At 33.5% G+C, this 23,817-nt stretch carries 21 protein-coding genes and 2 tRNA genes; 17 read left to right on the top strand and 6 right to left on the bottom strand.

The features are described 5' to 3' along the window. Positions 1-72: 72 nt before the first annotated feature. The gene (locus tag R2I74_RS07600) at positions 73-1,077 is read left to right on the top strand and encodes an IS701 family transposase (protein WP_316353273.1); all 1,005 of its coding nucleotides are present in this window, start codon (positions 73-75) and stop codon (positions 1,075-1,077) included. On the opposite strand, the gene R2I74_RS07595 is transcribed toward R2I74_RS07600, so the two are convergent. Then, positions 1,048-1,314, bottom strand: a complete 267-nt coding sequence (locus tag R2I74_RS07595) for a transposase family protein (RefSeq protein ID WP_394355836.1) — start codon at positions 1,312-1,314, stop codon at positions 1,048-1,050. The two genes, R2I74_RS07600 and R2I74_RS07595, sit on opposite strands and share 30 nt — an antisense overlap. A gap of 83 nt (positions 1,315-1,397) precedes the next feature. On the opposite strand from R2I74_RS07595, the gene R2I74_RS07590 reads away from it, so the two are divergent. Next, complete coding sequence (locus tag R2I74_RS07590; RefSeq protein ID WP_316355065.1) at positions 1,398-1,916, top strand: tetratricopeptide repeat protein; 519 nt, start codon at positions 1,398-1,400, stop codon at positions 1,914-1,916. Between the two features lie 269 nt (positions 1,917-2,185). On the opposite strand, the gene lipB is transcribed toward R2I74_RS07590, so the two are convergent. Next, a complete protein-coding gene (gene lipB / locus R2I74_RS07585; protein ID WP_316355354.1) occupies positions 2,186-2,812 on the bottom strand; it encodes a lipoyl(octanoyl) transferase LipB in 627 nt (208 codons plus the stop codon). Positions 2,813-2,870: 58 nt separating this feature from the next. Between lipB and murD the strand changes: the two genes are divergently transcribed. The 7 genes from murD (at position 2,871) to R2I74_RS07550 (ending at position 11,500) form a co-directional block, all read left to right on the top strand. Then, the gene (gene murD, locus R2I74_RS07580) at positions 2,871-4,430 is read left to right on the top strand and encodes a UDP-N-acetylmuramoyl-L-alanine--D-glutamate ligase (protein ID WP_316355063.1); all 1,560 of its coding nucleotides are present in this window, start codon (positions 2,871-2,873) and stop codon (positions 4,428-4,430) included. Further along, the gene (gene ftsW / locus R2I74_RS07575) at positions 4,411-5,541 is read left to right on the top strand and encodes a putative lipid II flippase FtsW (RefSeq protein WP_316355061.1); all 1,131 of its coding nucleotides are present in this window, start codon (positions 4,411-4,413) and stop codon (positions 5,539-5,541) included. The genes murD and ftsW overlap by 20 nt, the downstream gene beginning before the upstream one ends. A gap of 162 nt (positions 5,542-5,703) precedes the next feature. Next, entirely contained in the window at positions 5,704-6,783 is a 1,080-nt protein-coding gene (gene murG / locus R2I74_RS07570; protein WP_316355059.1) for an undecaprenyldiphospho-muramoylpentapeptide beta-N-acetylglucosaminyltransferase, read from the top strand. A gap of 106 nt (positions 6,784-6,889) precedes the next feature. Beyond that, on the top strand, positions 6,890-7,654 hold the full coding sequence (locus R2I74_RS07565) for a hypothetical protein (RefSeq protein ID WP_316355057.1): 765 nt from the start codon (positions 6,890-6,892) through the stop codon (positions 7,652-7,654). Positions 7,655-8,513: 859 nt separating this feature from the next. Then, the gene (locus R2I74_RS07560; RefSeq protein ID WP_316355056.1) at positions 8,514-9,173 is read left to right on the top strand and encodes an HdaA/DnaA family protein; all 660 of its coding nucleotides are present in this window, start codon (positions 8,514-8,516) and stop codon (positions 9,171-9,173) included. Positions 9,174-9,288: 115 nt separating this feature from the next. Then, entirely contained in the window at positions 9,289-11,019 is a 1,731-nt protein-coding gene (locus R2I74_RS07555; RefSeq protein ID WP_316355054.1) for a monovalent cation:proton antiporter-2 (CPA2) family protein, read from the top strand. Next, complete coding sequence (locus R2I74_RS07550; RefSeq protein ID WP_316355052.1) at positions 11,012-11,500, top strand: SH3 domain-containing protein; 489 nt, start codon at positions 11,012-11,014, stop codon at positions 11,498-11,500. Before R2I74_RS07555 ends, R2I74_RS07550 begins: the two co-directional genes overlap by 8 nt. A gap of 336 nt (positions 11,501-11,836) precedes the next feature. Here the strand turns inward: R2I74_RS07550 and ctrA are convergent, their stop codons facing one another. The 4 genes from ctrA to dcd all read right to left on the bottom strand — a co-directional run bounded on the left by ctrA (position 11,837) and on the right by dcd (position 15,088). Next, positions 11,837-12,574, bottom strand: a complete 738-nt coding sequence (gene ctrA, locus R2I74_RS07545) for a response regulator transcription factor CtrA (RefSeq protein WP_316355051.1) — start codon at positions 12,572-12,574, stop codon at positions 11,837-11,839. A gap of 150 nt (positions 12,575-12,724) precedes the next feature. Further along, complete coding sequence (locus tag R2I74_RS07540) at positions 12,725-13,930, bottom strand: porin (RefSeq protein ID WP_316355049.1); 1,206 nt, start codon at positions 13,928-13,930, stop codon at positions 12,725-12,727. 125 nt (positions 13,931-14,055) lie between these two features. Continuing rightward, entirely contained in the window at positions 14,056-14,499 is a 444-nt protein-coding gene (gene secB / locus R2I74_RS07535; RefSeq protein ID WP_316355047.1) for a protein-export chaperone SecB, read from the bottom strand. 22 nt (positions 14,500-14,521) lie between these two features. Then, positions 14,522-15,088, bottom strand: coding sequence for a dCTP deaminase (dcd, locus tag R2I74_RS07530; RefSeq protein WP_316355046.1), 567 nt, complete (start codon positions 15,086-15,088; stop codon positions 14,522-14,524). Between the two features lie 312 nt (positions 15,089-15,400). Here dcd and R2I74_RS07525 point away from each other — a divergent pair, with 312 nt between their 5' ends. From R2I74_RS07525 to R2I74_RS07490, 8 genes are all read left to right on the top strand, one after another. Further along, positions 15,401-16,678 carry a porin gene (locus tag R2I74_RS07525; RefSeq protein ID WP_316355044.1) on the top strand — a complete coding sequence of 426 codons (1,278 nt, stop codon included), beginning with the start codon at positions 15,401-15,403 and terminating at the stop codon, positions 16,676-16,678. 365 nt (positions 16,679-17,043) lie between these two features. Further along, positions 17,044-17,616 carry a DUF2155 domain-containing protein gene (locus tag R2I74_RS07520; RefSeq protein ID WP_316355043.1) on the top strand — a complete coding sequence of 191 codons (573 nt, stop codon included), beginning with the start codon at positions 17,044-17,046 and terminating at the stop codon, positions 17,614-17,616. After that, positions 17,607-18,980: an O-antigen ligase family protein gene (locus R2I74_RS07515; protein ID WP_316355041.1), complete on the top strand. Its 1,374-nt coding sequence runs from the start codon at positions 17,607-17,609 to the stop codon at positions 18,978-18,980. Before R2I74_RS07520 ends, R2I74_RS07515 begins: the two co-directional genes overlap by 10 nt. Before the next feature lie 256 nt (positions 18,981-19,236). Then, a complete protein-coding gene (locus R2I74_RS07510) occupies positions 19,237-19,962 on the top strand; it encodes a hypothetical protein (protein WP_316355039.1) in 726 nt (241 codons plus the stop codon). Between the two features lie 276 nt (positions 19,963-20,238). Further along, a complete protein-coding gene (locus R2I74_RS07505; protein ID WP_316355037.1) occupies positions 20,239-21,153 on the top strand; it encodes a hypothetical protein in 915 nt (304 codons plus the stop codon). A 389-nt stretch (positions 21,154-21,542) separates the two neighbouring features. Further along, a tRNA-Pro gene (locus tag R2I74_RS07500) sits at positions 21,543-21,617 on the top strand. 236 nt (positions 21,618-21,853) lie between these two features. Then, positions 21,854-22,666, top strand: a complete 813-nt coding sequence (locus tag R2I74_RS07495) for a DsbA family protein (protein ID WP_316355036.1) — start codon at positions 21,854-21,856, stop codon at positions 22,664-22,666. A gap of 340 nt (positions 22,667-23,006) precedes the next feature. After that, positions 23,007-23,083 (top strand) — tRNA-His (locus R2I74_RS07490). Positions 23,084-23,817 lie beyond the last annotated feature (734 nt).

The raw sequence follows: 23,817 nt of genomic DNA, 5'->3' as shown, positions 1-23,817 counted from the left end.
GCAAGACTAATGAAATTAGATAAGAATCGAGATATTATGGGAGTATAATGTAATTTAGATTGTGAGTATAAGATGACTACAAGAATAGATTATTGTCAGTATTTATTATCGAGCCAGACAAATTATACTATTACAAATTTTGCTGATCATGTAGAAGGTTTAAGCGACGACAGGGTCAGAAGATATCTAGCGAATGCTAAATTATCACCAAGATTAATATGGGAACACGGTAAAGAAGAGATTATCTTCAGCGCTAACGGCAAGTTGCTATTTGACGATAGCGTATTAGATAAAAGTTACTCGAATAATATAGATGAAGTCAGGTATCAATATAGCGGCAATGCCAAGGAAGTAATAAAAGGCATAGGTATTGTGACCTGTGTTTATGTTAATCCTGAAGAGAATAAGTTTTGGATAATAGATTATAGGATATTCAATCCCGATAAAGACGGTTTAACTAAAATAGATCACGTTAAAGAAATGCTGCGTAATGCTCATTATAGCAAAAAGGTTGCATTTAACACAGTACTTATGGATAGTTGGTATGCGACAACCTCGATTCTACTTCAAATAGAAACTATCGGTAAATATTACTATTGTCCTATCAAAAGTAATCGTTTAGTAGACGATAGCAACGGTAATAAGGCTTACTGTAGAGTTGATTCTTTGGATTGGAGTACTGATGATATTAGCAACGGTAAGATTATCAAGATTCATAAATTTCCTAAAGATCATAAAGTGAAATTATTCAGAGTAACTGTTTCTACCAACAGAACTGACTATGTCGTCACAAACGACATGGCTCAAAATTCGCTTGATGCTGTACAACAAGAGTATGGCTTCAGGTGGAAGATTGAGGAATTTCATCGTGAAGTCAAGCAAGTCACCGGTATTGAAAAGTGCCAATGTAGAATAGGAAGAATACAGAGAAATCATATAGCTTGCGCTATCATGGTCTGGAATTGTTTGAAAAAAGCTGCAAATGCTGCTTCTAGCACCGTATATCAGCTAAAGAGCGGGTTATTAAGGAACTATTTAATCCAGGAATTAAAGAGCCCTGTCGTGCGATTTGCGTAAGTCCTGCCCATAATTCTTAGCTATATGAAAATAGGTACGGTATTCCCTTAAATATTCAAGTGTCATTAATAGGCTGTCTTCCATACTAAGACTAGCTCTTCTGCCACCTTGGTACCTCCTATTTATTTGTTTCTCTGTCTTTAAAATCCCTACCATCTTTTCGAATGTACTATTTCTTACCCCAGTTAATCTTCTAAAATGCTCTTCCGATAAAATGCTTAAATTTTTATATCTCATATAGTTCTAAATTAAGTAAATTCGACTTTATAGCATATTTAGTCCAGTTTCGAAAGAGGTCTATTGAAAAAAGTAAGATTCTCGTGAATTTAGATAGAAGTGAAGAGGCGTTGGCTTGCCTTAATGTAGCAATTTCGCTATTATGCGATGCTCATAAAGCTGAAATCTACTATCAAACAGGTTTAGTTCTTCAGTCTTTGGATAAATACGAAGAGTCACTGGTCTGTTTCGATCAAGCAATTAACAGCAAACCTAACTTTTTAGATGCTTACAAAGAAAAAATTCATAGCCTCTATACTTTAATTCCAATAGAGAAAAATCAAAGAAACAAGGAAAATCAGTTAAAAGAAACCTTAGTCTGTCTCAATAAGATGACCAACCTAGTTAGTAATAGTGATAAAGTTAAGATTGATAATGAGGAGGTTAAAGCTCTCTATGTTTTAGGTTATACCTCGTACAAATTAAACAAATATGAGCAGGCGATTGACAGCTATAAAAAAGCAATTGAGATAAATAATGATCTTCAAATGGCTCACTATGGTCTAGAGATAGCCAATGAAGCACTCAGTATAGCTTTGATTGGAATTGACCCTGAAATCTAAGGTAATATATTATAGTAAATTAAGCTGAATTAGTCAGAGTTGTTCACAAGTTTTTAAGTTTAAACGTTAGTATACCAACATACAAGATGTCATCACGAGGAGCCGTAAGGCTCCGTGGTGATCCAGTTGCAGCTCGAGTAAGAAGCCTTATCAAAGACTGGATTGCTTCGGCAACGCCTCGCAATGACGACTTTTTCTAAAAACCACAAACAACACTCACATGAATTATATAGCAAACTGTTCAATATTATAGCGATACTAGCTTGAAACTAGAAACCTATTTTATTGAACTCTTGCTGTAAAATATAATCAAACTGATCAAGTGTTACTGAAACTCCTAAAGCCGATAGAGATAATACATGTCCACCTGCAATACCGCATGGAATGATGCCGGAGAATTTTCTTAGATCAGTGCTAATATTTACTGCTATTCCATGATAAGTTACCCACTTTCTCACTCGTATACCAATAGCAGCAATTTTTGCTTCCTGCCCTAAATATCTAACCCAGATACCAACTTTATCGTAGATCGTAAAAGCTTCAATATCTATTTGCTTTAAAACATTTATGATCCAACTTTCTAACATGCGAATATATAATTTTAGATCTTTAGATCTTCTAGCAATAGATAAATTTAACACCGGATAAATTATCCTTTGCCCTTTGCCGTGATAGGTAAATTTACCGCCTCTACCAGTATAAACTACTGGTATTCCATTACTATTCAACAACTCATTAGCCTTAAAGCCACTTCCTGCCGTATATACTTCATTATGTTCTAATAAATAAATAGTTTCAAAGCCAGCGCCAGAAATCACTGAAGCTACCGTATCTTCCATTAATTTTATGGTTTGCTGATAATCTGATGTACCAGGTAAAGTAATCCACTGAACCATATTGAGAATAATAATAAAATCAGCTATTATATCATACATTAAATATAATTTCTAAATTATGATACACTTACTTTCGCAAGCTGGTAAAAAAATTGGCATATTTGGGCTTAACAGAACCGGTATTGCTGCTTATGCCGCATTAACATCGACAGCCAGGCAACTTATTTGTTATGATGATAATTATGATAATTGTCAAAAATTTCAAAAAATTTATCCTGACTCTAAGATTGTTGACTTGGCTCACCATGAGTGGACACAGCTAGACAAAATATTATTGAGCCCTGGCATTCCATTATCTCATCCTTTGGTAAAAATAGCTAAAACCAACAAAATTACCATCACTTCAGATATTGATCTGTTATTTGAGGAATATCATAATGCAGATTTTATAGCAGTTACCGGTACTAACGGTAAAAGCACTACTACCGCACTAATTGCCCATATTTTACAATTTGCCGGCATAGACTATCCTGCTGGCGGTAATCTTGGCAATGCTGCACTTAGCCTGCCCTCGAATAAAGCTGGGTATGTCTTAGAACTATCTTCTTTTCAATTAGAATTAATCAATAGTTTTAGCGCAAAGATTGCTATATTATTAAATATTACTCCCGATCATCTCGATCGACACCTGACCATGGATAATTATATTAACGCCAAACAAAAAATTTTACTGCCCATAGCTACAGATAGTTTGTGTTATCGGATAATTGGTGTTGATAATATTATTACTAAAAATATTTATGCTCAATTCAAACAACGACCTAAATCTTTAATGAAAATTATTCCTATTTCTGCAACAGAGCAACAACCAGGTGGTATTAGCGTACTAGAAAATATCATATATGATAATATTGGAGATGAGTCAGTAATTATTGAATTACCTTATCTCAAATCTTTACAAGGTGCCCATAACCGAGAAAATATTGCAGCAAGCTATGCAGCCTGCCGCCTTGCAAAGGTAAAACCTGAACAAATAGTACAAGCACTCTCATCTTTCTCTGGTTTACCGCATCGTATGCAATATATAGGCTCCATAAATAATATTAGACCTCTTTCGAAACTCGCTTCTGTGAGCAAATTTGAAGGAGACGGGGAGCGCAAAACCGGAGCGTACTCTGATGTACGTGAGGATTTGAGCACCGCATCGACGTACAAATTGGTCACAAAAGTAGAGTTTCGAAAGAGGTCTATTGAAGTTTATAACGACAGCAAGGCAACAAATGCTGAAGCCGCTATAAAATCGATTTCAACTCTTGATAATATCTATTGGCTAGCTGGTGGTATTGCTAAAAGTGGAGGTATTGAAGTCATAAAACCATGGTTTAATCGAATAAGTAAAGCATACTTATTCGGACAAGATAAGGAATTATTTGCTAAAACTTTAGCTGGTACCACAGTAAATGTGCGTATATGTGAAGATCTAGAAGAAGCAGTTGACGCAGCTTTTCGTGATGCAATAGATGCTTGCTCCACTCTTGACAATAAAAAACAAATGAATATCTTGCTTGCACCAGCAGCCAGCTCCTACGATCAATTTTTAAACTTTGAACAACGTGGAGAAATGTTTATCAAATTTTGTACTAAAAAACTGAGTTTCCATGCGTTATTATCAAACTAGTTTTTTTAGACAATGGTGGCGAAGCATCGATCAACAGATTATTATTTCTTTAATAATCTTATTTTGTTTCAGCTTAATATTAGTCACTACTTCTAGTTCAATGGTAGCGGCTCGTATCGGTTTAGATGAACATTATTTTTCTTCTAGACAACCTTTTTATTTATTAATTGCTATTTTCGTAATTATTGCAGCCTCATCATTAGATAAAAATCAATTAAAAAAACTAGCGATTCTAGGATTCTTAATAAATGCCATCTTATTGGTTTTAGTAAAATTTTATGGTTATGAAGTTAAAGGGGCGGTACGGTGGATTAATGTAGGTGGTTTTTCGTTACAACCATCAGAATTTATTAAACCCCTGTTTGCAGTTGTTACTGGATGGTTATTATCTTTAAAATCTGAAGAAGAGTTTCCTGGTTTTATCATCTGTGCAATATTATACCTTATTGTTGCAGGATTACTGGTTACTCAACCAGATTTTGGCATGCTGGTGATGGTAACCGCTGTTTTTGGTGTACAGTTATTTGTTGCCGGCTTACCTATATTCTGGATTATTTTTGCGTTCATGACCAGTATATTTGGGATATTATTGGCCTATTTTTTTCTACCACATGTCGCGGTAAGAATAAATAGCTTCCTTGATCCAGAAAGCAGTGAAAATTATCAAGTAAGAAAATCGATTATGGCCTTTGAGCATGGTGGATTATACGGTCGTGGTCCTGGCGAAGGAGCAGTAAAACAGAGCCTTCCAGATTCACATACAGACTTTATTTTCGCAGTTGCTGGTGAAGAATTTGGGGCTATTATCTGTTTGACTATAATAGCTACTTTTGCATTTATAGTAATCAGATGTTTATATAAACTTATCAATATAGAAGATAAATTTATTCAACTAGCAACAACTGGTATTATTGCTCAATTTGGTCTACAATCGATTATTAATATCGGGGTAACGTTAAATTTATTGCCCACTAAGGGCATGACATTGCCTTTCATTAGTTATGGTGGCTCTTCAACAATTGCCATTGCTATTGGCATGGGCATTATGCTTGGTCTAACCAAGCAAGCACCTTCTGTTACTCAGTACAAGATACAGGACATCCACCTATAATACCAATTGTTATAATTAACTATCACGTTGTCAAACTTCAGGATCTGCGCTCCTCACGTACTTAAAGTACGCTGCGGTACTCGACCTTCGCTTTCCTAGTGCTAGTTTAATTCTAATAATTGGTATCAGTGTAATCAAACTCTATAATAATGGTGCATACTGATGAAAAAATCGATCATCTTAGCTGCTGGTGGTACTGGCGGTCATCTATTTCCAGCCATCGCTTTAGGAGAAGAACTGATAAAACGTGGATATACGGTACATCTGATTACTGATTTACGCTGTCAAAAATATCTAACTTCTGATCTAAAGTTAATTACTCATGTAATAGATTTTAAGCTAGATACTAAATCTTTGCTCACAAAAATTAAATCAGTGATGAGAATGATGCTGAGCACTCTAAAAGCATTGTTAGTAATTGTTAAGAATAATGCCAGCATTATCATTGGTTTTGGTGGATATCCAAGTTTTCCACCAATGTTAGCCGGAATATTAGCTCGCATTCCGCTAGTCATTCATGAGCAAAATTGTTTTATGGGAAAAACCAATATAACTTTGGCAAGATTTGCTAAAGTTATAGCGCTATCATACCAGGAAACTAAAAATGTTAGTCATTACCAAGATAAAATTGTGATTACCGGCGACATAATTCGTAACCATATCAGAAATATTCCGACTAAAAATAATTTTAATAACGTTCTTTTTAGAATTTTGGTTATTGGTGGCAGCCAAGGAGCCAGAATTTTTTCTACGTTAATTCCAGAAAGTATAACTATCTTAATGACACAACATCCTAATATAAAGTTACAAGTAACTCAACAAGTACTTAAAGAAGACTATGATGCAGTAAACTCACTTTATGCATCACTTGGAATTTCTTATCAATTATCTGATTTTTTTCATAATATCGCTGAACTTTATGGTAACTCTGAACTAATTATCGCCAGAGCCGGCGCCTCAACCATCGCTGAACTAACTACAATTGGCTTGCCTGCTATCTTTATTCCCTTTCCTCATGCAGCGGAGAATCATCAATTTTATAATGCTCAAGCAGTGCAAAACCAAAAAGCTGGATGGTGTTTTGAACAACATTCAGTTACACCTACTCAAATTGCTAATAAAATTTTTGAGTTAATTAGTGATCGCAGTATATTAACATCTACCTCACGTAATTTATTACAAAGAAAAAGTAAGGGGCATAAGATTCTTGCAGACACAGTAGAAAAAATTATTACCTGCTAATTCAACAAATTATTGGAATTGAGATTGAGACAATTATAAGCTTTATGTATAATTAGCTTTGAAGTACAAATAGAAGTACAAAACATTATAATTTAGGTATTTAAGTATGTATCAAAAAGTTATCCTATTAATTTTCAGTGGCTTACTGTTAACCGGATGTAGCGATAGTTTTCGTGGTTATTTTAAAAAATCAGCCAACAACAAATGGGTAGATGCTAAAGGCTTTGAAGGGGGCAAGCGCAAGCCTTTATATAATAAAAAATATATCTCTATGGCCAAAAAAAATGTAATTGATGAGAATATTGATGAGGATGATGATTTTGATGAAGATGATGATTTTGATGAAGATGATGACCTGCAAGAAGGATCAGATAGCAGCAAACGTAATCGTCAAATGTACATGAAGATGATTAAGCGTGATGCTATGAAAAAAAATAAACAAAAGCAACGGTTGCAAAATTATCAATCTTCTTTTGCTACAGAATTTGATGATAGTGAAGGATATCCGTCACTTGCTGAGGTAAGTAAAAAAGTTGCTAGCGAAGATAATGGCGAACAAAAACTTCAACGCGAACTTTCACAAATAAAATCAATGTTAAGCGAAGCAAAGAAAGATCTAGTTCGTTATAAATGCCCTATGGAAACAACTAACCTACAAGAGCTGAAAGGACAACAACAGCAACAGACTAATTCACACAATAATGTTGTAGAAGCAAAACATACAAAAATCATAGATAAACCAGCTTCTATAGACATAAAAAATAATTCCCAACCTAATCAAGAACCTATTACACATGAAGCAGAATCGTTTAATAAAGCGATCGAATCTAGTGATGAATCAAAAACACTGCCTCAACCAAGTGCTATATAGCAAAAAGCACTTGGTTAGCGTTCACAGTTTTTAAAAAAAGTCTCTGAGCTGAGGCTTTTAGCCGAAGCAATCCAGAAGATCTAGTGCAAAGAACTGGATTGCTTCAGAGCTAAAGCTCTTCGCAATGACGTTGGTCGCCAGCTTTGTAAGTCGTATATTGACTTCAAGATTATTATATCCCATTTTTTAAAATCAATTTTGGAGCGTTCTCATAAAGCTTTGCTAATGATTCATAACGGCTAGTTTTAACTTTTTTAGACAATTGGATTGTAATATAGGTACATGGATCACACACTTTTCTAACCATTGGTTTAGTTCGGCAAATCCTTTGCAGTATTATTAAACTTTTTGGTTTTTACCTTATTATCATTTAATAACGCTACATCAAATGTTGCTTTTGAAATATCTACACCTAAAATAATGTTGCTCACAACTAACCTTTTATGCTAATAATAAGTAGAATTACCCAAAGATCAATCTTGTAAATACAGGTTCGTCGATTAACTTCAATACCTCAGATACCGTCCGATCTTTAATGAGTATGCGAAGGCTAGTTACTTATCTTTGAGACAAGATCATAGTCCTAGGCTGCAATATATACTAGCCTTCTACTTGGTGCCTCAAGTATCTTATAGTTATTAACTATAAAGACAATATCCAAAGATACAAGGGCTGATAAGACTGAATTGCCACGCGAACTAAAGCTTCGCTCAAAGCTTGACGATTTCTCAAAATCCGCGCTCATAAAAATAATAAAATTTTGCGAGAATAACTTATTTATTTCAAAAAATCTTTGTTATTTTGCAAACAAAAAACACATAAATAAGCCCATTAAAATCTTTATTCACAGAGCCTAATTATGCAACAATTTACCTTGCCTTTCAGCGCGACTACTTCTTACCATTTAGACGAATTCATTGTATCTTCATCAAACCATTATGCTTATACTATAATTCGACAATGGCCCAATCACTGGGGGGTATTACCATACCCCTTCTGTATACTGCTTTATGGACCTAAATCTTCTGGCAAGACTCATATCACTAAGATATGGCAGCAAACTGCTAATGCTTTTACCTTATCTCGAGATGATACTTTATCACCGTTGTTGCTAGAACTATACGATGCCTTCATTATAGAAGATATGGAGCTTAACTGGTTATCACAAGATATACTGCATTATATTAACTTTTTTAATGAGAACAAAAAATACTTACTAATAACCACCGGCAATGCATTGAATAATTTTACATTACATGATCTTACTTCAAGGATAAATTCTATTCTCAAGCTTACAATTGCACAACCAGATGATCAGTTGATGCAAATACTAATTTTTAAATATTTTTCTAATTATTCTATTAACTTATCAGAGCAAGTGCTTAATTTTTTGTTAGCGCATTTGCCTAGAGAATTTGATCAAATGATCTATTTACTAACGAAAGTCAATAGCTTTGCTTTAGAACATCGACGTAATATTACAATACCTTTAATCAAAGAAGTAATGAAAAAAGCATAAAATAATAGTAGAAATTTAGATGATTTCTTGCATAAGTAAAATTCTAATGATAGCTTGTTAACTTCAACTCGTAGAACGTAACTAAGTAAATAATAAACTGGGACTAATAATTTATATGGCAGCAGAAGGACATGTTCTGGTTAGCGTAATAACTTTAATTGCAGCTGCAGTTTTTGTTGTCGCTGTGTTTAAGCGATTAAGGCTAAGTCCAGTATTAGGATATTTAGTAGCTGGAGCAGTAATTGGTGACAATGGTCTTAAAATAGTTACCTATTCACAGACAACATTATTAGCCGAATTTGGGGTGGTATTTCTATTATTTGCAATAGGTTTGGAATTATCTTTTGAAAGATTAAAAGCTATGCGGAAATATGTTTTTGGTCTTGGCTTGCTGCAAGTACTAATAACCGCAACAGTAATAGCCGGAGCAGTAGTATTAATTAGTGATGATAGCAGTGCTGCAATTGTAATTGGCGGAGGACTGGCCTTATCTTCTACTGCTATTGTGATGCAAGTGGTAGAGGAAAACAGAAGTCAATCCACTCAGGTTGGTAGAATTTCGTTAGCCATCCTGATCTTACAGGACTTTATCGTAGTACCTCTTTTAGTAATAGTGCCTATATTATCTGGAAGTGGTGGTGAAACTTCTTTATTTATGGCATTAGGCATTGCTCTCGGTAAAGCTATAATAGCTTTACTTGGCATTTTTATTGCCGGCCGATTACTACTAAGACCGTTATTTAGCTTAATTTCATCAGAAAGTGGTGATAGTAGTGAATTACCGATATCAATGACCTTACTGATTGTGCTTTCTGCCGCTCTCGGCACTGAATATTTTGGACTATCTTTAGCACTTGGCGCTTTTGTTGCAGGAGTATTGGTAGCAGAAACTGATTTCAGATTACAGGCAGAAGAAAGTATTTATCCTTTTAAAAGTCTTTTATTAGGTCTATTTTTTATGACAGTAGGCATGAAAATTGATGTAAATGAAATTTATCAACAAATATCTCATATTATTACCTTATCTATAGCTTTAATTATTATTAAGGCTTTAATAATTTCTGCTTTATGTGTGTTATTTGGCTTTAATAAAGGCACTGCCCTACATTCAGGTTTATTACTTGCTCAAGGAGGAGAATTTGCTTTTATTTTATTTAGTCTTGGCAAAGATAATGGCCTTCTTAAGGAAAGCGATGCTAATATACTATTATTAGTTGTTACCTGTACGATGGCACTTACTCCATTGCTAGCAATGCTTGGTCAGAAAATTACTGAAATAATGGAACGTAGCCTTGGCAAAACTTCTGTGCAAATTATTGAACTTGGCGCCCGTGATTTGGTAAACCACATAATTATTGCTGGTTTTGGTAAAGTAGGTAAAATGATTGCACGTGTCCTGGAAGCAGAAGGACTTAATTATATCGTACTTGATGTTAATCATAATGTCGTAACCGAAGAGCTCAGTAATGGTATTCCAATTTTTGCAGGCGATATATCACAAGTAGAAACCTTAAAAGCTATCGGTATTGAACGAGCCAGTGCTATAGTATTAACAATGAATAATGAAGTAACTATTAAAAAATCTCTCAAGTCAATTTGTAATAATTTTTCAGATCGCAATATTATTGTCAGACTAAAAAGCCTCAAGAAAGCTCATGAATTTTATGAAGCTGGAGCAACTATGATTGTGCCTGAGGATTATGAGACTGGCTTACAACTCGGCGGAGCAACTCTTAAATCTGTCGGTGTAAGTGAACATGAGATTAATCGTATAAAAGAACAATTCAGATCTGGTAACTACTTAATTGCTAAACGTGATTATGATACCTCAGAAGAAAATGATTAAAAATAATGCCCTAGCAGGCTTCTTGATAATTATTTATTTATTATATTCTGGAATTGTTCAAGCAGATAATAAAAAATTATCACTACCTAGATTTGTTTCTATTAAGTCTAATGAAGTTAATGCTAGAGCTGGACCACACTTTAAATCATCTATTGAATGGATATTTATTAAAAAAGGAGAGCCAGTAGAAATTATTGAAGAATATGGACAATGGCGACTAGTTCGCGATCTTAAAGGTGAAGGAGGTTGGATTCATGCAAGTGTATTATCTGCCAAACGATTTATAGTGGTTATTGCTAAGAATATTGTACCAATGCTAGCTGCACCAAACAATGAAAATAAAATTATTGCAAAACTAGCACCCAATGTTCGTTGCCAACTTCATAAAGCTACCGAGAATTGGTGTAAAATTCAATGTGGAGAATATAAAGGATGGTTACAAAAAGAATTCTTATGGGGGGTTTATACTGAAGAAAAGTGAGTGCTTACCTCCGTAGCTGAACCATCCAAAGTCAAGTGACCGTTCACGGTTTTTAAAATTGAACGTCAATATACGACTTACAAAGCTAGCGACCAACGTCATTGCGAAGAGCTTTAGCTCTGAAGCAATCCAGTTTTTTGCACTAGATCTTCTGGATTGCTTCGGCTAAAAGCCTCAGCTCAGACGACTTTTTTTAAAAACCGTGAACGCTTACAACCTCAAACTTTGAGACGAAGTTGAAGCAATCCAGTGAAAAACTAAGTCGTTCTGCTATTTCTAGATTGCTACACTTTGCTTTCGGCTATAAGTGTTTTTAACAAACCATTATGCAGCTTATTATCTTTCAAATTCTAAGGTATGCTGTGAATTATTTTGTGGATTATTTTGTGATTCAGCACTTTCATAATCTTTGAGCATATATCCACGTCCCCAGACAGTTTCTATATAATTTGTGCCCCCAGAAGCATCAGCTAATTTTTTACGTAGCTTACAAACAAATACGTCTATAATTTTTATTTCTGGCTCGTCCATACTACCGTATAGATGATTGAGAAACATCTCTTTGCTGAGTACGGTACCCTTACGCATTGCTAGTAATTCAAGGGTTGCATATTCCTTATTGGTTAAGTGTACTGCTGAACCATCAACTTCAACGACTCTAGTATCAAAATTAATTGATACTTTATCAAATCTAACTACAGATTCAGAATAACCCTTAGAACGGCGCACAATTGCCTGAATTCGAGCTACTAATTCTCCACGATTAAAAGGCTTAGTTAGATAATCGTCGGCACCAAAACCAAGACCTTTGATTTTTTGATCTACTGATGATAATCCAGATAAGATTAAAATTGGAATTTTGATTTTTGCAGATCTTAGACGCAATAATACTTCGTAACCATCAATGTCCGGTAACATTAAATCGAGAACTATGATGTCATAATCATAAAGCTTACCGATTTCTACTCCATCTTCACCAAGTTCTGCGGTATCACAGATTATCCCTTCAGCAGCTAGCGTTAGCTCTATAGATTTTGCAGTTGATGGATCATCTTCAATAAGTAATACTCTCATTATTTTTATCTCTCTTAATCAAATTTCATTAGCTCTAAGGTAGTATAATGTCATCTTCTTAATAAAAAATCAAGAGATTTTTGCTATGATTTTGCGAAATTATTAATATTTTAGTAAAAAAGTGCGAATAGTAAAATATAATTCGATAAATTAAAATTCCAGTTTAAGGCCAACTAGTAATAAAGTTCCTTTAGTCTTATCGTAAGATATTTTTTTAGTTTTTGTATTAAAGAATTGGCCATTAGTAGTATAATGCGTTGTTTCAGCATAGGTTAATAAACCAGAAGCAATTTTATAATCAGCAGCCAAAGTTATTGCATTAAACTTATTAGATTTATGGTTACTAAAAAAATAGTGTAAGCTTGTAGCGATCTTGGCAGAATATTCATAACGACCACCGATACCATATAAGTAGGTGCTACGTGAAGATTCATCTATATCTGGTGATGTAAGGCTGCGTAAATAATTGCCATAAGAAGCTGCTAGCGCATATTCTTTATAATGTATTTCCGAGCCAATAAGATAGGTGTTAAGATTAGTATATTTCTCAATACTCTTATTCTCAATACTCTTACAACATGGCTTTACTCTTGTAATTCCTCTTTCTCCTACCAAGGCAGTTTTAATTTTAAGGTCGCTGCTGGCTTTATGCTCAAAAGATAAACCGTATCCAATTCCATCTTTGATAGCAAATGAAAGTTTTAGAGGTTTTGCAAGGTTATGATGTACAGGATTATTGTGCTTAGCATATCCGGTATTAGTAGAGTCTGGTATATAACTTATTCCTAATTGAAATCCAGAGATGTTGGGAGAGAAATAGGTGATTTTTCTTGAATATTCTACTTTTTCTCCTTCTCGTGTTTTAGAATCCAAAAAATTACCAAAATTAACTATATAAGCAATTTTGTCGGGATAACGAACTAATCTAGTCCAGCTATCCCATGATCCTACTGTGCCTGCACCAACGGAATATCCGGTGATTTTCATTTTATTGGTAGCACTTTTATCGGAACCAAGTTCCAATTTCCCATAATTTGTAATTAAATATAAAGATGACGCTGCTTTTCTATCATTCTTGGAAGTGATTTCAAGACCAATTTTAGCACCAAAATTAACTGCATCATTATCAGTATTTTTTATATCGAGATTCATATGACCAGAAGAATTAAAGGCGACTTGCTTATTAAGTCTCGATAAATATAAAGCTTGCTTGACATTATGATCATGAAATGCACTTTGAAAATCAAAGCCACCCTGAAGCTTTACTTTAGTACCATTGGAGTTGGTTGTTGCAAGACTATTTATTGAACACAAAATAGATAAAATAATAAGCAGACAGGTCGATATTTTTATCATAAATCCTTTAAGTTTTTGCTTATGGAATTTGAAATTGAACGCTCTCTAATAATGTAAACTGCGAACCTGCTAACAAAAGCTATAAATAATCTCCATAAATTTTGTATGCAAAAACCATAGAACGCCTAGTTTTCAGTTTCTGATAATTTTTTATGATATAGAGCCCCAAAGTCTATGGGATCGATCATTAGTGGCTGAAAACCGCCATCTTGGGTTACATCTGCTACAATTTTTCGAGCAAAAGGAAAAATCATCGCCGGGCAATGTATAGCAAGAACAGCTTGGAGCTGTTCGTCTGGTATATTAATAATATTAAATATTCCGGCATATTTAAGATCTACAATAAATAGAGTATGATCGTCGTTATGAGCTTTAGCTTCAATACTTAATTCCACTTCAAAAAAATTATCTTCAGGCAAGCGTGTGATATGCAAATCTAATGATAAATCAATGTTTGGATTTCGTGGTAAGCTAGCCAATGAGCCTGGTGCTGCCGGGTTTTCAAACGATAAATCTTTAATATATTGTGCATTAATTGCAATATGGGGCATGGCTTGATTTTCTGTCATGACAAAATTCTCTCTTGATTATTCATAATTTAGGTAAAGTTATATCGGTTTGATTCATGTATTTGCCATTGCGATCAGCATAAGAAACAGTACATTCCTGATCTCCAGATAAAAACAAAAACTGGCAAGCACCTTCATTAGCGTAAATTTTTGCCGGTAAAGGGGTAGTGTTTGAAAATTCTAGGGTTACGTAACCTTCCCATTCTGGTTCTAAGGGAGTTACATTAACTATTATTCCACATCTAGCATATGTAGACTTACCGACGCAAATTACTAATACATCTCGTGGTATTTTAAAATATTCAACAGTGCGAGCTAATGCAAAGCTGTTAGGTGGAATAATACAAACCTCAGTTTCTTTGCTTACTAGATTATGATGGTCAAAATTTTTGGGATCGACGATTGTGGAATTAAGATTGGTAAATATTTTAAATTCTTTAGACACACGTGCATCATAACCATAAGATGATAAACCATAAGAAATAATTGGTTGATGGTCTTGTATTTTGATTTGTTCTGGAATAAAAGGCGAAATCATGTTATATTTAGTGGACATTTCATTTATCCATTTATCTGATTTGATTGCCACTATGTAGAACCTTAAATTGTTAATTAATAATAAGTATATATATTGTATCTTGACAAATTATTTAGAATTTTGAGTTTTGTCAAGTAATCTTAAGTTTAGGATTATCAGAATGTGATAATAATAGCGCTTAATATTAATTGCAGTTAATTTAGCAATATTAGTTGATGAAATTACTTGAGGTAATTTGTTGTTGTTTATAGAGTATTAAACTATAAGTATGCATTTTAAGGTGATATTTGTGATTTGATATATTTAAGTGTATTATATAATTAAATTGGCGTTATTTTAAGTTTATTGTGTTTAGGTTGTTTTATGAAAAAAATATTGTTTTTAAGTATCCTTTGTATAACAAGTTCCGCTCTTGCGACTACGGTATCATCTGATACCGAAGTAAAGCTAGAAGGGTTATTTCATTTTCAGTCTGGTTTTAAAAGCCAAAATAAATTGCAGAGTACAGAAAAAAATCTTTCTAAGCATAATAAAGCTGTAGCATTTTATACTGAGGCAGCTTTAGCAGCTACTGTATCGCAAACTTTTAAAGATGTAACTTATGGTGGTAAGGTAGTGTTGATGCCTACCACTCTCGCCAAGAGATCTCCTAGTTATAATGGTTCACATCTTTTTGTAGAGTCAGGATATGGTAAAGTAGAAGCAGGGTCTCCTTATGATGCTGGGTCTAAAATGAGAATAACTGCTTATGATATAGCGGCTGCTACTGGTGATGATTTCGGAACATACGCTAATCTTGCTGGAGCAAATGTGACTTATAAAGAACTGGCTCCAGAATTTGCTTTTTATAGTTTCTTTTTTGATTCAACTCATAAAATAGAACTTAATCAGCTAAATGATAAAACTGAGCCATCAAGAAAGATTTCATATTTTACTCCTAAAATGCAAGGATTCCAGGTTGGCGTCTCTTATATCCCAGATTCTAGTAATGTGGCAGTCACCGGTCATGATCGTTTGGGAGGAGGTCGTGCTGTAGTTAAATTGCCTAGTGAAGCTAATAAAATGGCAGCAAGCTTAGATAGAAATGTAAGAAACGCTTTCTCTGCTGGTATATCATACGAGCATCATATTGCTGATGGTGTTGATTTAAAGCTGGCAGCTACTGGTGAATATGGCAATTCTGCTGGTAAAAGTGCGATCTATACTGATTATTCAGACAATACAAAAGACGGCACACTATATAAGAATTGTAAATTAAGTGATTTACGTACTTATAATCTTGGAGCTATTTTAACTCATGGTAATTTTTCATATGCGGTATCATATGGTAGTTTAGGTAAAAGTTTAACATCTAAGGAATACCATAAAGGTGGACGTAGTACTAATTATTATAATGGTGCTATAGCTTACGGCCAAGGGCCAATTAAAACCAGTCTTTCTTACTTTAAGTCACAGCAATTCAAGAATACACTTGATGCTGTTACATTAGGTACAGAATATAAATTAGGAGCAGGATTATTGCCTTATGCAGAGATAGCATATTTTCAGGCTAAAGGTAAACCAAGTTTTTATTCCCCAGAAGCTCCCAATAAAAAAACCAAAGGTACAGTGGCAATTATTGGCGCGAAATTAAAATTATAGTCGATAATTTGGAGGGCGTTCAATCTAGGATCAGTTAAGAAAAAGAAGCGAGCCGCTCCTCGTCATTGCGAGCTGATTATCCACACAAATTTGAAGTGGCTAAAAAACACTCCAAAAGCCCGTCATTGCGAGGCGTAAAGCCTGAAGCAATCCAGAAAATAAAACGTTTACTGGATTGCCGCAAGACCACTAACGTGGTTTCAAGCAAGACGTTTTGTGTCGCCTCTTTTCCTTAACTTGGTGCGTATGTTCGTTGAACACTCTTATAATTTAAGCTAGAATATTCAACTAAATTTGAGATCTTAATAAACCATATGCATCACTGATGCATATGGTTTATTAATGCTTCTGAGATTATACAATTAATGGATTTATATATAGCTAGCAGCAACAAGTTGAAAAAACAATATAGTAAGTTATTGATTATTATATGTTTATTAGTAATTACCTGCAGCTCATTTATAGTTGATACTTATGCTACTATCGACGAAGCTAGTAATATGGAAGAGTTACTTACTACAGATGAAGAAGTAAATATTGAAGATAAAACGCAGTTACCATTAACTGCACCTTCATCAATTGATATTCCTGTGGATAAAAAATTAAAGCCAGATGCTATTAGTAGTAATAGTGAGGTGACCTTAAAAAATTATGACAAAGCTAAAATTATCGCTTTAAATAAAATTACTGCAAAATCTAAAGAAATGACGCTTGCTATTGGAGAAGTTCAATATTTTGGCAATATTGAAGTTAAGATTCATAGATGTATAAAAAATTTAGACCCATATGCTCCTGATGATAAAGTCTTACTAACTATAATAGAAAATAAAACTGAAGAAGATCCTATAATGGTTTTTCAAGGTTGGATGATATCTAATATAGGAATTTCTACATTAGAGCATCCAGTATATGAAGTATTTATCAAAGAATGTCTGTAAATAATATTTTACCATTTATAACTTTTATAATTCCGGCAATGGGTATGCTTGCTGGTTTATCTGCTTCTGTAACTGTCACAGTTTTCTTTTTGCTATTTCTAGCAAATTTTTGTAAAAAAATAATACGCTCCAAGAACATAAACAGTGAAACAGATCAATACACTAATTTTCTAAATATATCTCATGAAGCGCACAAGTTAGATAGACGTAGTGTAAATGCTGATGAAGCTCTGAGTGTTCCAAAAATATTACCGCAAGCTCAACATCATAAATATGCAATTAGTAGTAAGTTTAATGAGTATCTAACTAAATTTGCAACAAAAAACTATATAATGGAGTGTCTGTTTATTAGTTGGAGTATATTTAGTAGTGTGTGGTCAATAAATATTTTTGCAAGTCTTTGGTTGTCTATCTCTACTTTTTCGATAATATTAATTAGTATTATTTTACAAGATAATATAAGTGCGGTGAGTGATAATATAGGGCTACAAAAAAAGATAAAAGTTTTTTTGATCATAGGAATAGTTGCTGCAATAATATTGTTTTTTATTGAAAAAAATTCTCACGGTATTTTATCACGGTCATTTCGACAGTTATTTCAAAGCAACACTAAAGAATATTTTTTATACATGCTGGATAGAGGTTGCGCTTTATTGTCGGTAACATCATGGGTGGTCATAGGTATCTTAGTTAAGAATAAGCAGTATTGGTACGCACTAGCATTGTATATAGTAGTTTTTTATTTATTAAGCATATCAGATGGTCTAGCTAGTTTTCTTGGTTTTATTTGTGGGGGCTTTGTATTTATTCTAGGCTCACTCTTTACTGAAAGATTTTATAAATTATTACGTATTATTATATTAATTGGCGCAGTATCCTTGCCTTTTATAGTTTACAATATCTCGCCCAGAGATTTATCCGATAAATATACAAATTTTATAGCTGATTCTGCTAAGCATCGTTTGTTTATTTGGAATTTTGTTGCCAATAAAATATTGGAAAAGCCGATAATAGGGTTTGGTATTGGTGCTGCTAAATTTATATCTATTGATGAAGATGACATGATTGATTACCATCAATATCATTGGTCACCTTTGCCATTACATCCACATAACAACATTTTACAAATTTTATTGGATTTAGGTATAGTAGGTTTTTTATTATTATTGATAACAATTAATAAATGGTTGAAGAAAATTAGCAACAACATGGGTGATAATAAATATTTTTGTATTGTTGGATATGCGTGTTTTGTGAATTATCTTATTATAGGAATGATTTCTTATAGTGTATGGCAATTATGGTGGGTATATATTGGAGCGTGGGTAGCTTTTATGATGCAATATACACTTAGAAATCAATAGTTACAGTATTTACCAGGTTGATTTTTTGCTTTTTTGATATTGAGAATGAAGCTGTTAATGTCCTTAATGTTACGTTTGTTATCTATGATTAGCTACTTAATCTAATTCAATAATCCTCCAGGCTATGCAACATCATTATGGTAAAATAACTACAGCGAAGTTACTTTATGTAATAAACCTAAGTATTATACTATTAATTAATTTATTAATAAACGACACTTAATAATAAGTATGTTTATTTATGGAATAATTTTTTATGGTGAAAGCTACAAATAATATAGATAGAATTCTTGCAAGTAATAAAAATTTAGTGCAAACAGAGCTAAATAAGATAAATCAGCAGAAAGTACTTTACTTACAATCTGGTGATAAAGCCAACAACTCAGGTATGTTACCACAAGATATACTTGACTTCAGTTTTCAAAAAGTAGAAAAAGACAATTTTATTCCGGATAACCTAACATATAGTAAGCCAACTAATGCCAGCTTGCCCTTGCTTACGATATTGCAGGCTAGCTTTGAGAGAGGAGAGGATATTAAGTTAGTACCGACTACTTTGAATTTACTAGAACAAGTTCTAAGTGATCCAAATTCAGAGACTTTAGCAAAAGAAACAGCGGTATTTATCATTAATTCAGCGGTAAAAAATGGACAAAACATACCAGAAGCCCTTAAAAGCCAAACTCAGAACGTTGTGCTACTATCGCCTCAACTACTGCCTCAAAATAACGTTAATCATAAATTAATTTCAATTATAGCCGAAGGTTTTAAAGATAACCAAGTGGCTGTCAAAGAATTTAGCGAGCCCATACTTAATCAGTTAAGAGTAATATTAAATAACCCTAGCGCAGAACCTAAGGCCAAGCAAGATGCTATATTTATTATTACTGAAGCGATAAAACATGTTGGACAAGTAGGATCAGAAAATCTTACAGTTCCTAAAGACCTTGTTGAACTAGCAGGAGCCAGTAAATCTATATAGAATCAAGAGAATGCTGTCAATAAATATAAGAATCTGAAGTCTCTAGCTCGTAAATTTGAAAATAACATAAATGTTAAATTAACTCCAAATACTATAAAATTATTAACAGATGCTCTACAAGATCCAGCTGCACCACTAGCAAAGCAGGATGCTGCCACTATAATAATTGAAGCTTTTGGTAACGAAGGACAGAATTTAGTGACTGAAGAACTTGTAGAGTTAGCTCAAAATTTCAAAATATAGTAAAATAAAATAATTGATTAAGGTAAAAAATTTATGAAATCTCACAAGACATTGTTACTTCCTATACAACTGGCAGCAGTGATAGACATGAATAATAATAACTTACTTGAGGAATTTTTACAAAAAATAGCTCCTAATAAAGAATGGATAAAAAATAATATTAATTTAGCGCAGACCATACAAAAATCTCAAGAAATAACAATAACGCTTATCAAAAATGGCGCTGACGTTAATCAAATAATTAAGTCGGTTAATGTTAATACCAAACAAACTTTAGCAATTGAAACATATTTACCGTTGCTTGCATATGCATTAGAACATAATTTAGTCGGAGTAGTAGATGCATTGCTTATTAGTGAAGAGTTGGAATTGAATCAAGTAATTATATCAATAACCGCAGATTCTTTAAATAATGTCATCACTGAGCAAAGCTTCCCATTATTTGCCTATATAGTAAAACATAATCCAGAACTGGCGATGGTATTACTGGAAAGGCAAGATCTTGATGTAAATCGATATATCATCTCTATTAATGTTGATGCTACTAATAATAAAGTAGAAGAATACATACCTCTAGTAGCTTATATAGCAAAATACAATTTAGAACTGGCGATGGTATTACTGGAAAGGCAAGATCTTGATATTAATAGACATATTATCTCTATTAATGTTGATGCTGCTAGTAATAAAGTAGAAGAATATATACCTTTAGTAGCTTATATAGCAAAACACAATTCAAAACTGGCGACGGTATTATTGGAAAGACAAGATCTTGACGTAAATCAATCGGCTTTATCTGTTATACTAAATAACATTAATAATCAAACTATAAAAGAAACACCTTTATTGGATTATGCATTAGAACACAATATTGTACAGATAGCTGATTGGATTCTTACTACCAATAATTTAGAAGATATTCAAGTTAAAGAAGAAGCTCTCTCATAAACTCTATGTTATTTTGCAGGCAAAAAACATATAAATAAATCCATTGAAATTTTGTACGTAATGCCTAAGAGGGTAGGTGTAAACAAAACGTTAAGATGATTTTTAGGATATTTTTTATATTTCAAGACAAATTTGATGATAATAGTGGCCTATTAGAATAAAATTTGACGTAGAAAGATAAGAAAATAAGCAAAAATTCAATTAACGTTTTGTTTACATCACCCTCTAAAGCTCACTAAAAATAATCTCTATAAAATTTGCGTACAAGAGCCTAGAGCAATACATTATTTATTGATTTAAGTTGATTTATAGTTTATACATACCACATCTATTATACGTGGTAGCGGTTACCTTAATAAGCTTATTCATGCAATAGGTCTAAATAACATCGGGGCATAGCGCAGTGGTAGCGCATCTGGTTTGGGACCAGAGGGTCGGGAGTTCAAATCTCTCTGCCCCGACCAAGTATAGATCAACTCTTCAGCAGTTCTGTAATTTCACTAAAAACTCTGTATTGTTTTTCCTACTTTTTATAAAATAATTAAGAATGTAGTAAAACTGATTTAATGCATTGACTACAGGAGAATGATATAATTCTCACGAATTACCTAAGAATATAGAGATTGATGGATAGGAGAGCTTTACTTTATATTTATCATTAAATATGATTAGCAATATTTAATATTTGAGTATAATAAAAATGGCACAAAAATTGGTTAACAAAATTCTGTTTGGCGTTTTAGTTATTTTGATAGCTTTACTAGCTTATAAAATTATTACTCCTGCATCTAATAATATTTCTTCACCGGTAATAACAACCATGGGAGAAGCTACAGCTCTAGAAGATGAAAAAGAAAAAGTTCAAAATATTGTAAAAGAGTATTTGATGAATAATCCTGAAGTGATTATTGAGTCAATTGAACAACTGCAAAAGCGTAAAATGCAGGAAATGGAAACAACTGTAAAAAATTACATTGAACAAAAGAAACCGGAAATAGAAAATTCTACTACCTTTCCTGTGCTTGGTAATGCAGATGGAGATATTATTATAGTATCTTTCTACGACTATAATTGTTCTTATTGTAAAAAAGGTGATAATTATATCAATCAGGCGCTTGAGGCTAATAATGATGTTAAGGTTATCTTGAGGCCTTTCCCAATCTTGGGTGAAAATTCTATGTATGCTGCAAAAATTGCATTAGCGGTACATAAACTAGCTCCAGATAAGTTTAAAATTATTCATCAAGGGTTGATGCAAATGAAACCCATTACTGCAGAAGCTGTAGAAGGGTTGATTAGCAGTAATGAGATAGATTGGGTATCGCTGCAGACAGAAATACATAAATCTGAAATACAAAGTTTAATTGACAAAAATTTTGAAATGGCCAGTAATCTTAGAATTCAAGGAGTGCCTGCTTATATAATTAATGGTAAGTTGTTTCCAGGTTTAGTAGATTTTACTCAATTGCAGAGTTCAATTGCTGAAATCAGAAGTAATTTACCGCAAAAATAAAGCGTAAGTTTTTAGAACTAAACTAGGCGTTGAGTACCAATTTTATGGAGATTATTTATATGTTTTTTGTCTGCAAAATAACCTAGATTTTTTGAAATAGGTATACTATTCCTACAAAATCTCTGTTATTTCTTGATTAAAAATCACTATAAATAATCTCCATAAAATTTTGTACGCAATGCCTAGTTTCAAATAAGTTATAGTTCTTGACTTGACGTAGGTAATGTTTTAGTTTAGGCCAGTCTAGGCATTGCGCACAAATTTTATAGAGATTATTTATAGTAGTTAATAATCTCCATAAAATTTGTGCGCAATGCCTAGTTTGATAAAAGGCTTAATGGCGGGTATAGCTCAGTTGGTTAGAGCATCAGATTGTGGATCTGAGGGTCGCGGGTTCGAGCCCCGTTATTCGCCCCATATCTCTACTAAGGTTCAGGCTCTTTTAAGCATATTCAAAAAGCCCAAATGCTTATGCATTACTGTTAAAAGGAAGTGATTCCAACTCCCCATCTCCAAGATATTACTGTCAGCAATTTCAGCTTTCCTAAACAATTAACAGGTACTGCTTTCTTGATTTAAAGAGGTTTGAGGAGGCAATCGGCTGCTATAATGAGGCAAATCAGGCTTAATATCCTGCTATGCTGGTGCTTACAACAAAACAAAGGTGTTGCTCTTAGTTTAAGGGAGGTTTAGGGAGGCACGTAACTGCTTTGATAGTAATTAGGCTAAATCCCAATGATACTGCTGTGCCATATATGGTAGGAGTGCTGTTCTTCTAAATCTCGATAGCTTAAAGAGAACCGACATTTCATATAAACAAATAATAGTATAACGCGAGTTGCCTAATTAAAATACTTTTTAAACACCACAGAGGCCAGTTCCAGTCGTCTGACTGTGCTCCCTCAGCTTAGACGTAGAAACGGGAGTTACTAGCAGTTTTAATTGGCAACTCGCGTTAGTCTTGATGGTAGGTAAGCCCCTAGCTTGGTTAGGTAGACTGTCAAAGCTTGGCCTTTAGATTTAGTAGAAAAGAAAAACGTTGTCAGTATATAATTCCTATGGCTTGTGACGGGTCAAAGGAGAAAATATATGACAACATACGAGAGTTTAAATCATTCAAAATGGGATTGCAAATATAGCTTAAATCGATA

Origin of the sequence: Candidatus Trichorickettsia mobilis, from assembly GCF_963422225.1 — a bacterium.
Taxonomy (GTDB): domain Bacteria; phylum Pseudomonadota; class Alphaproteobacteria; order Rickettsiales; family Rickettsiaceae; genus Trichorickettsia; species Trichorickettsia mobilis_B.
The sequence above is the reverse complement of the archived record's forward strand: the minus strand, read 5'-3'. Positions and strand labels throughout refer to the sequence as shown.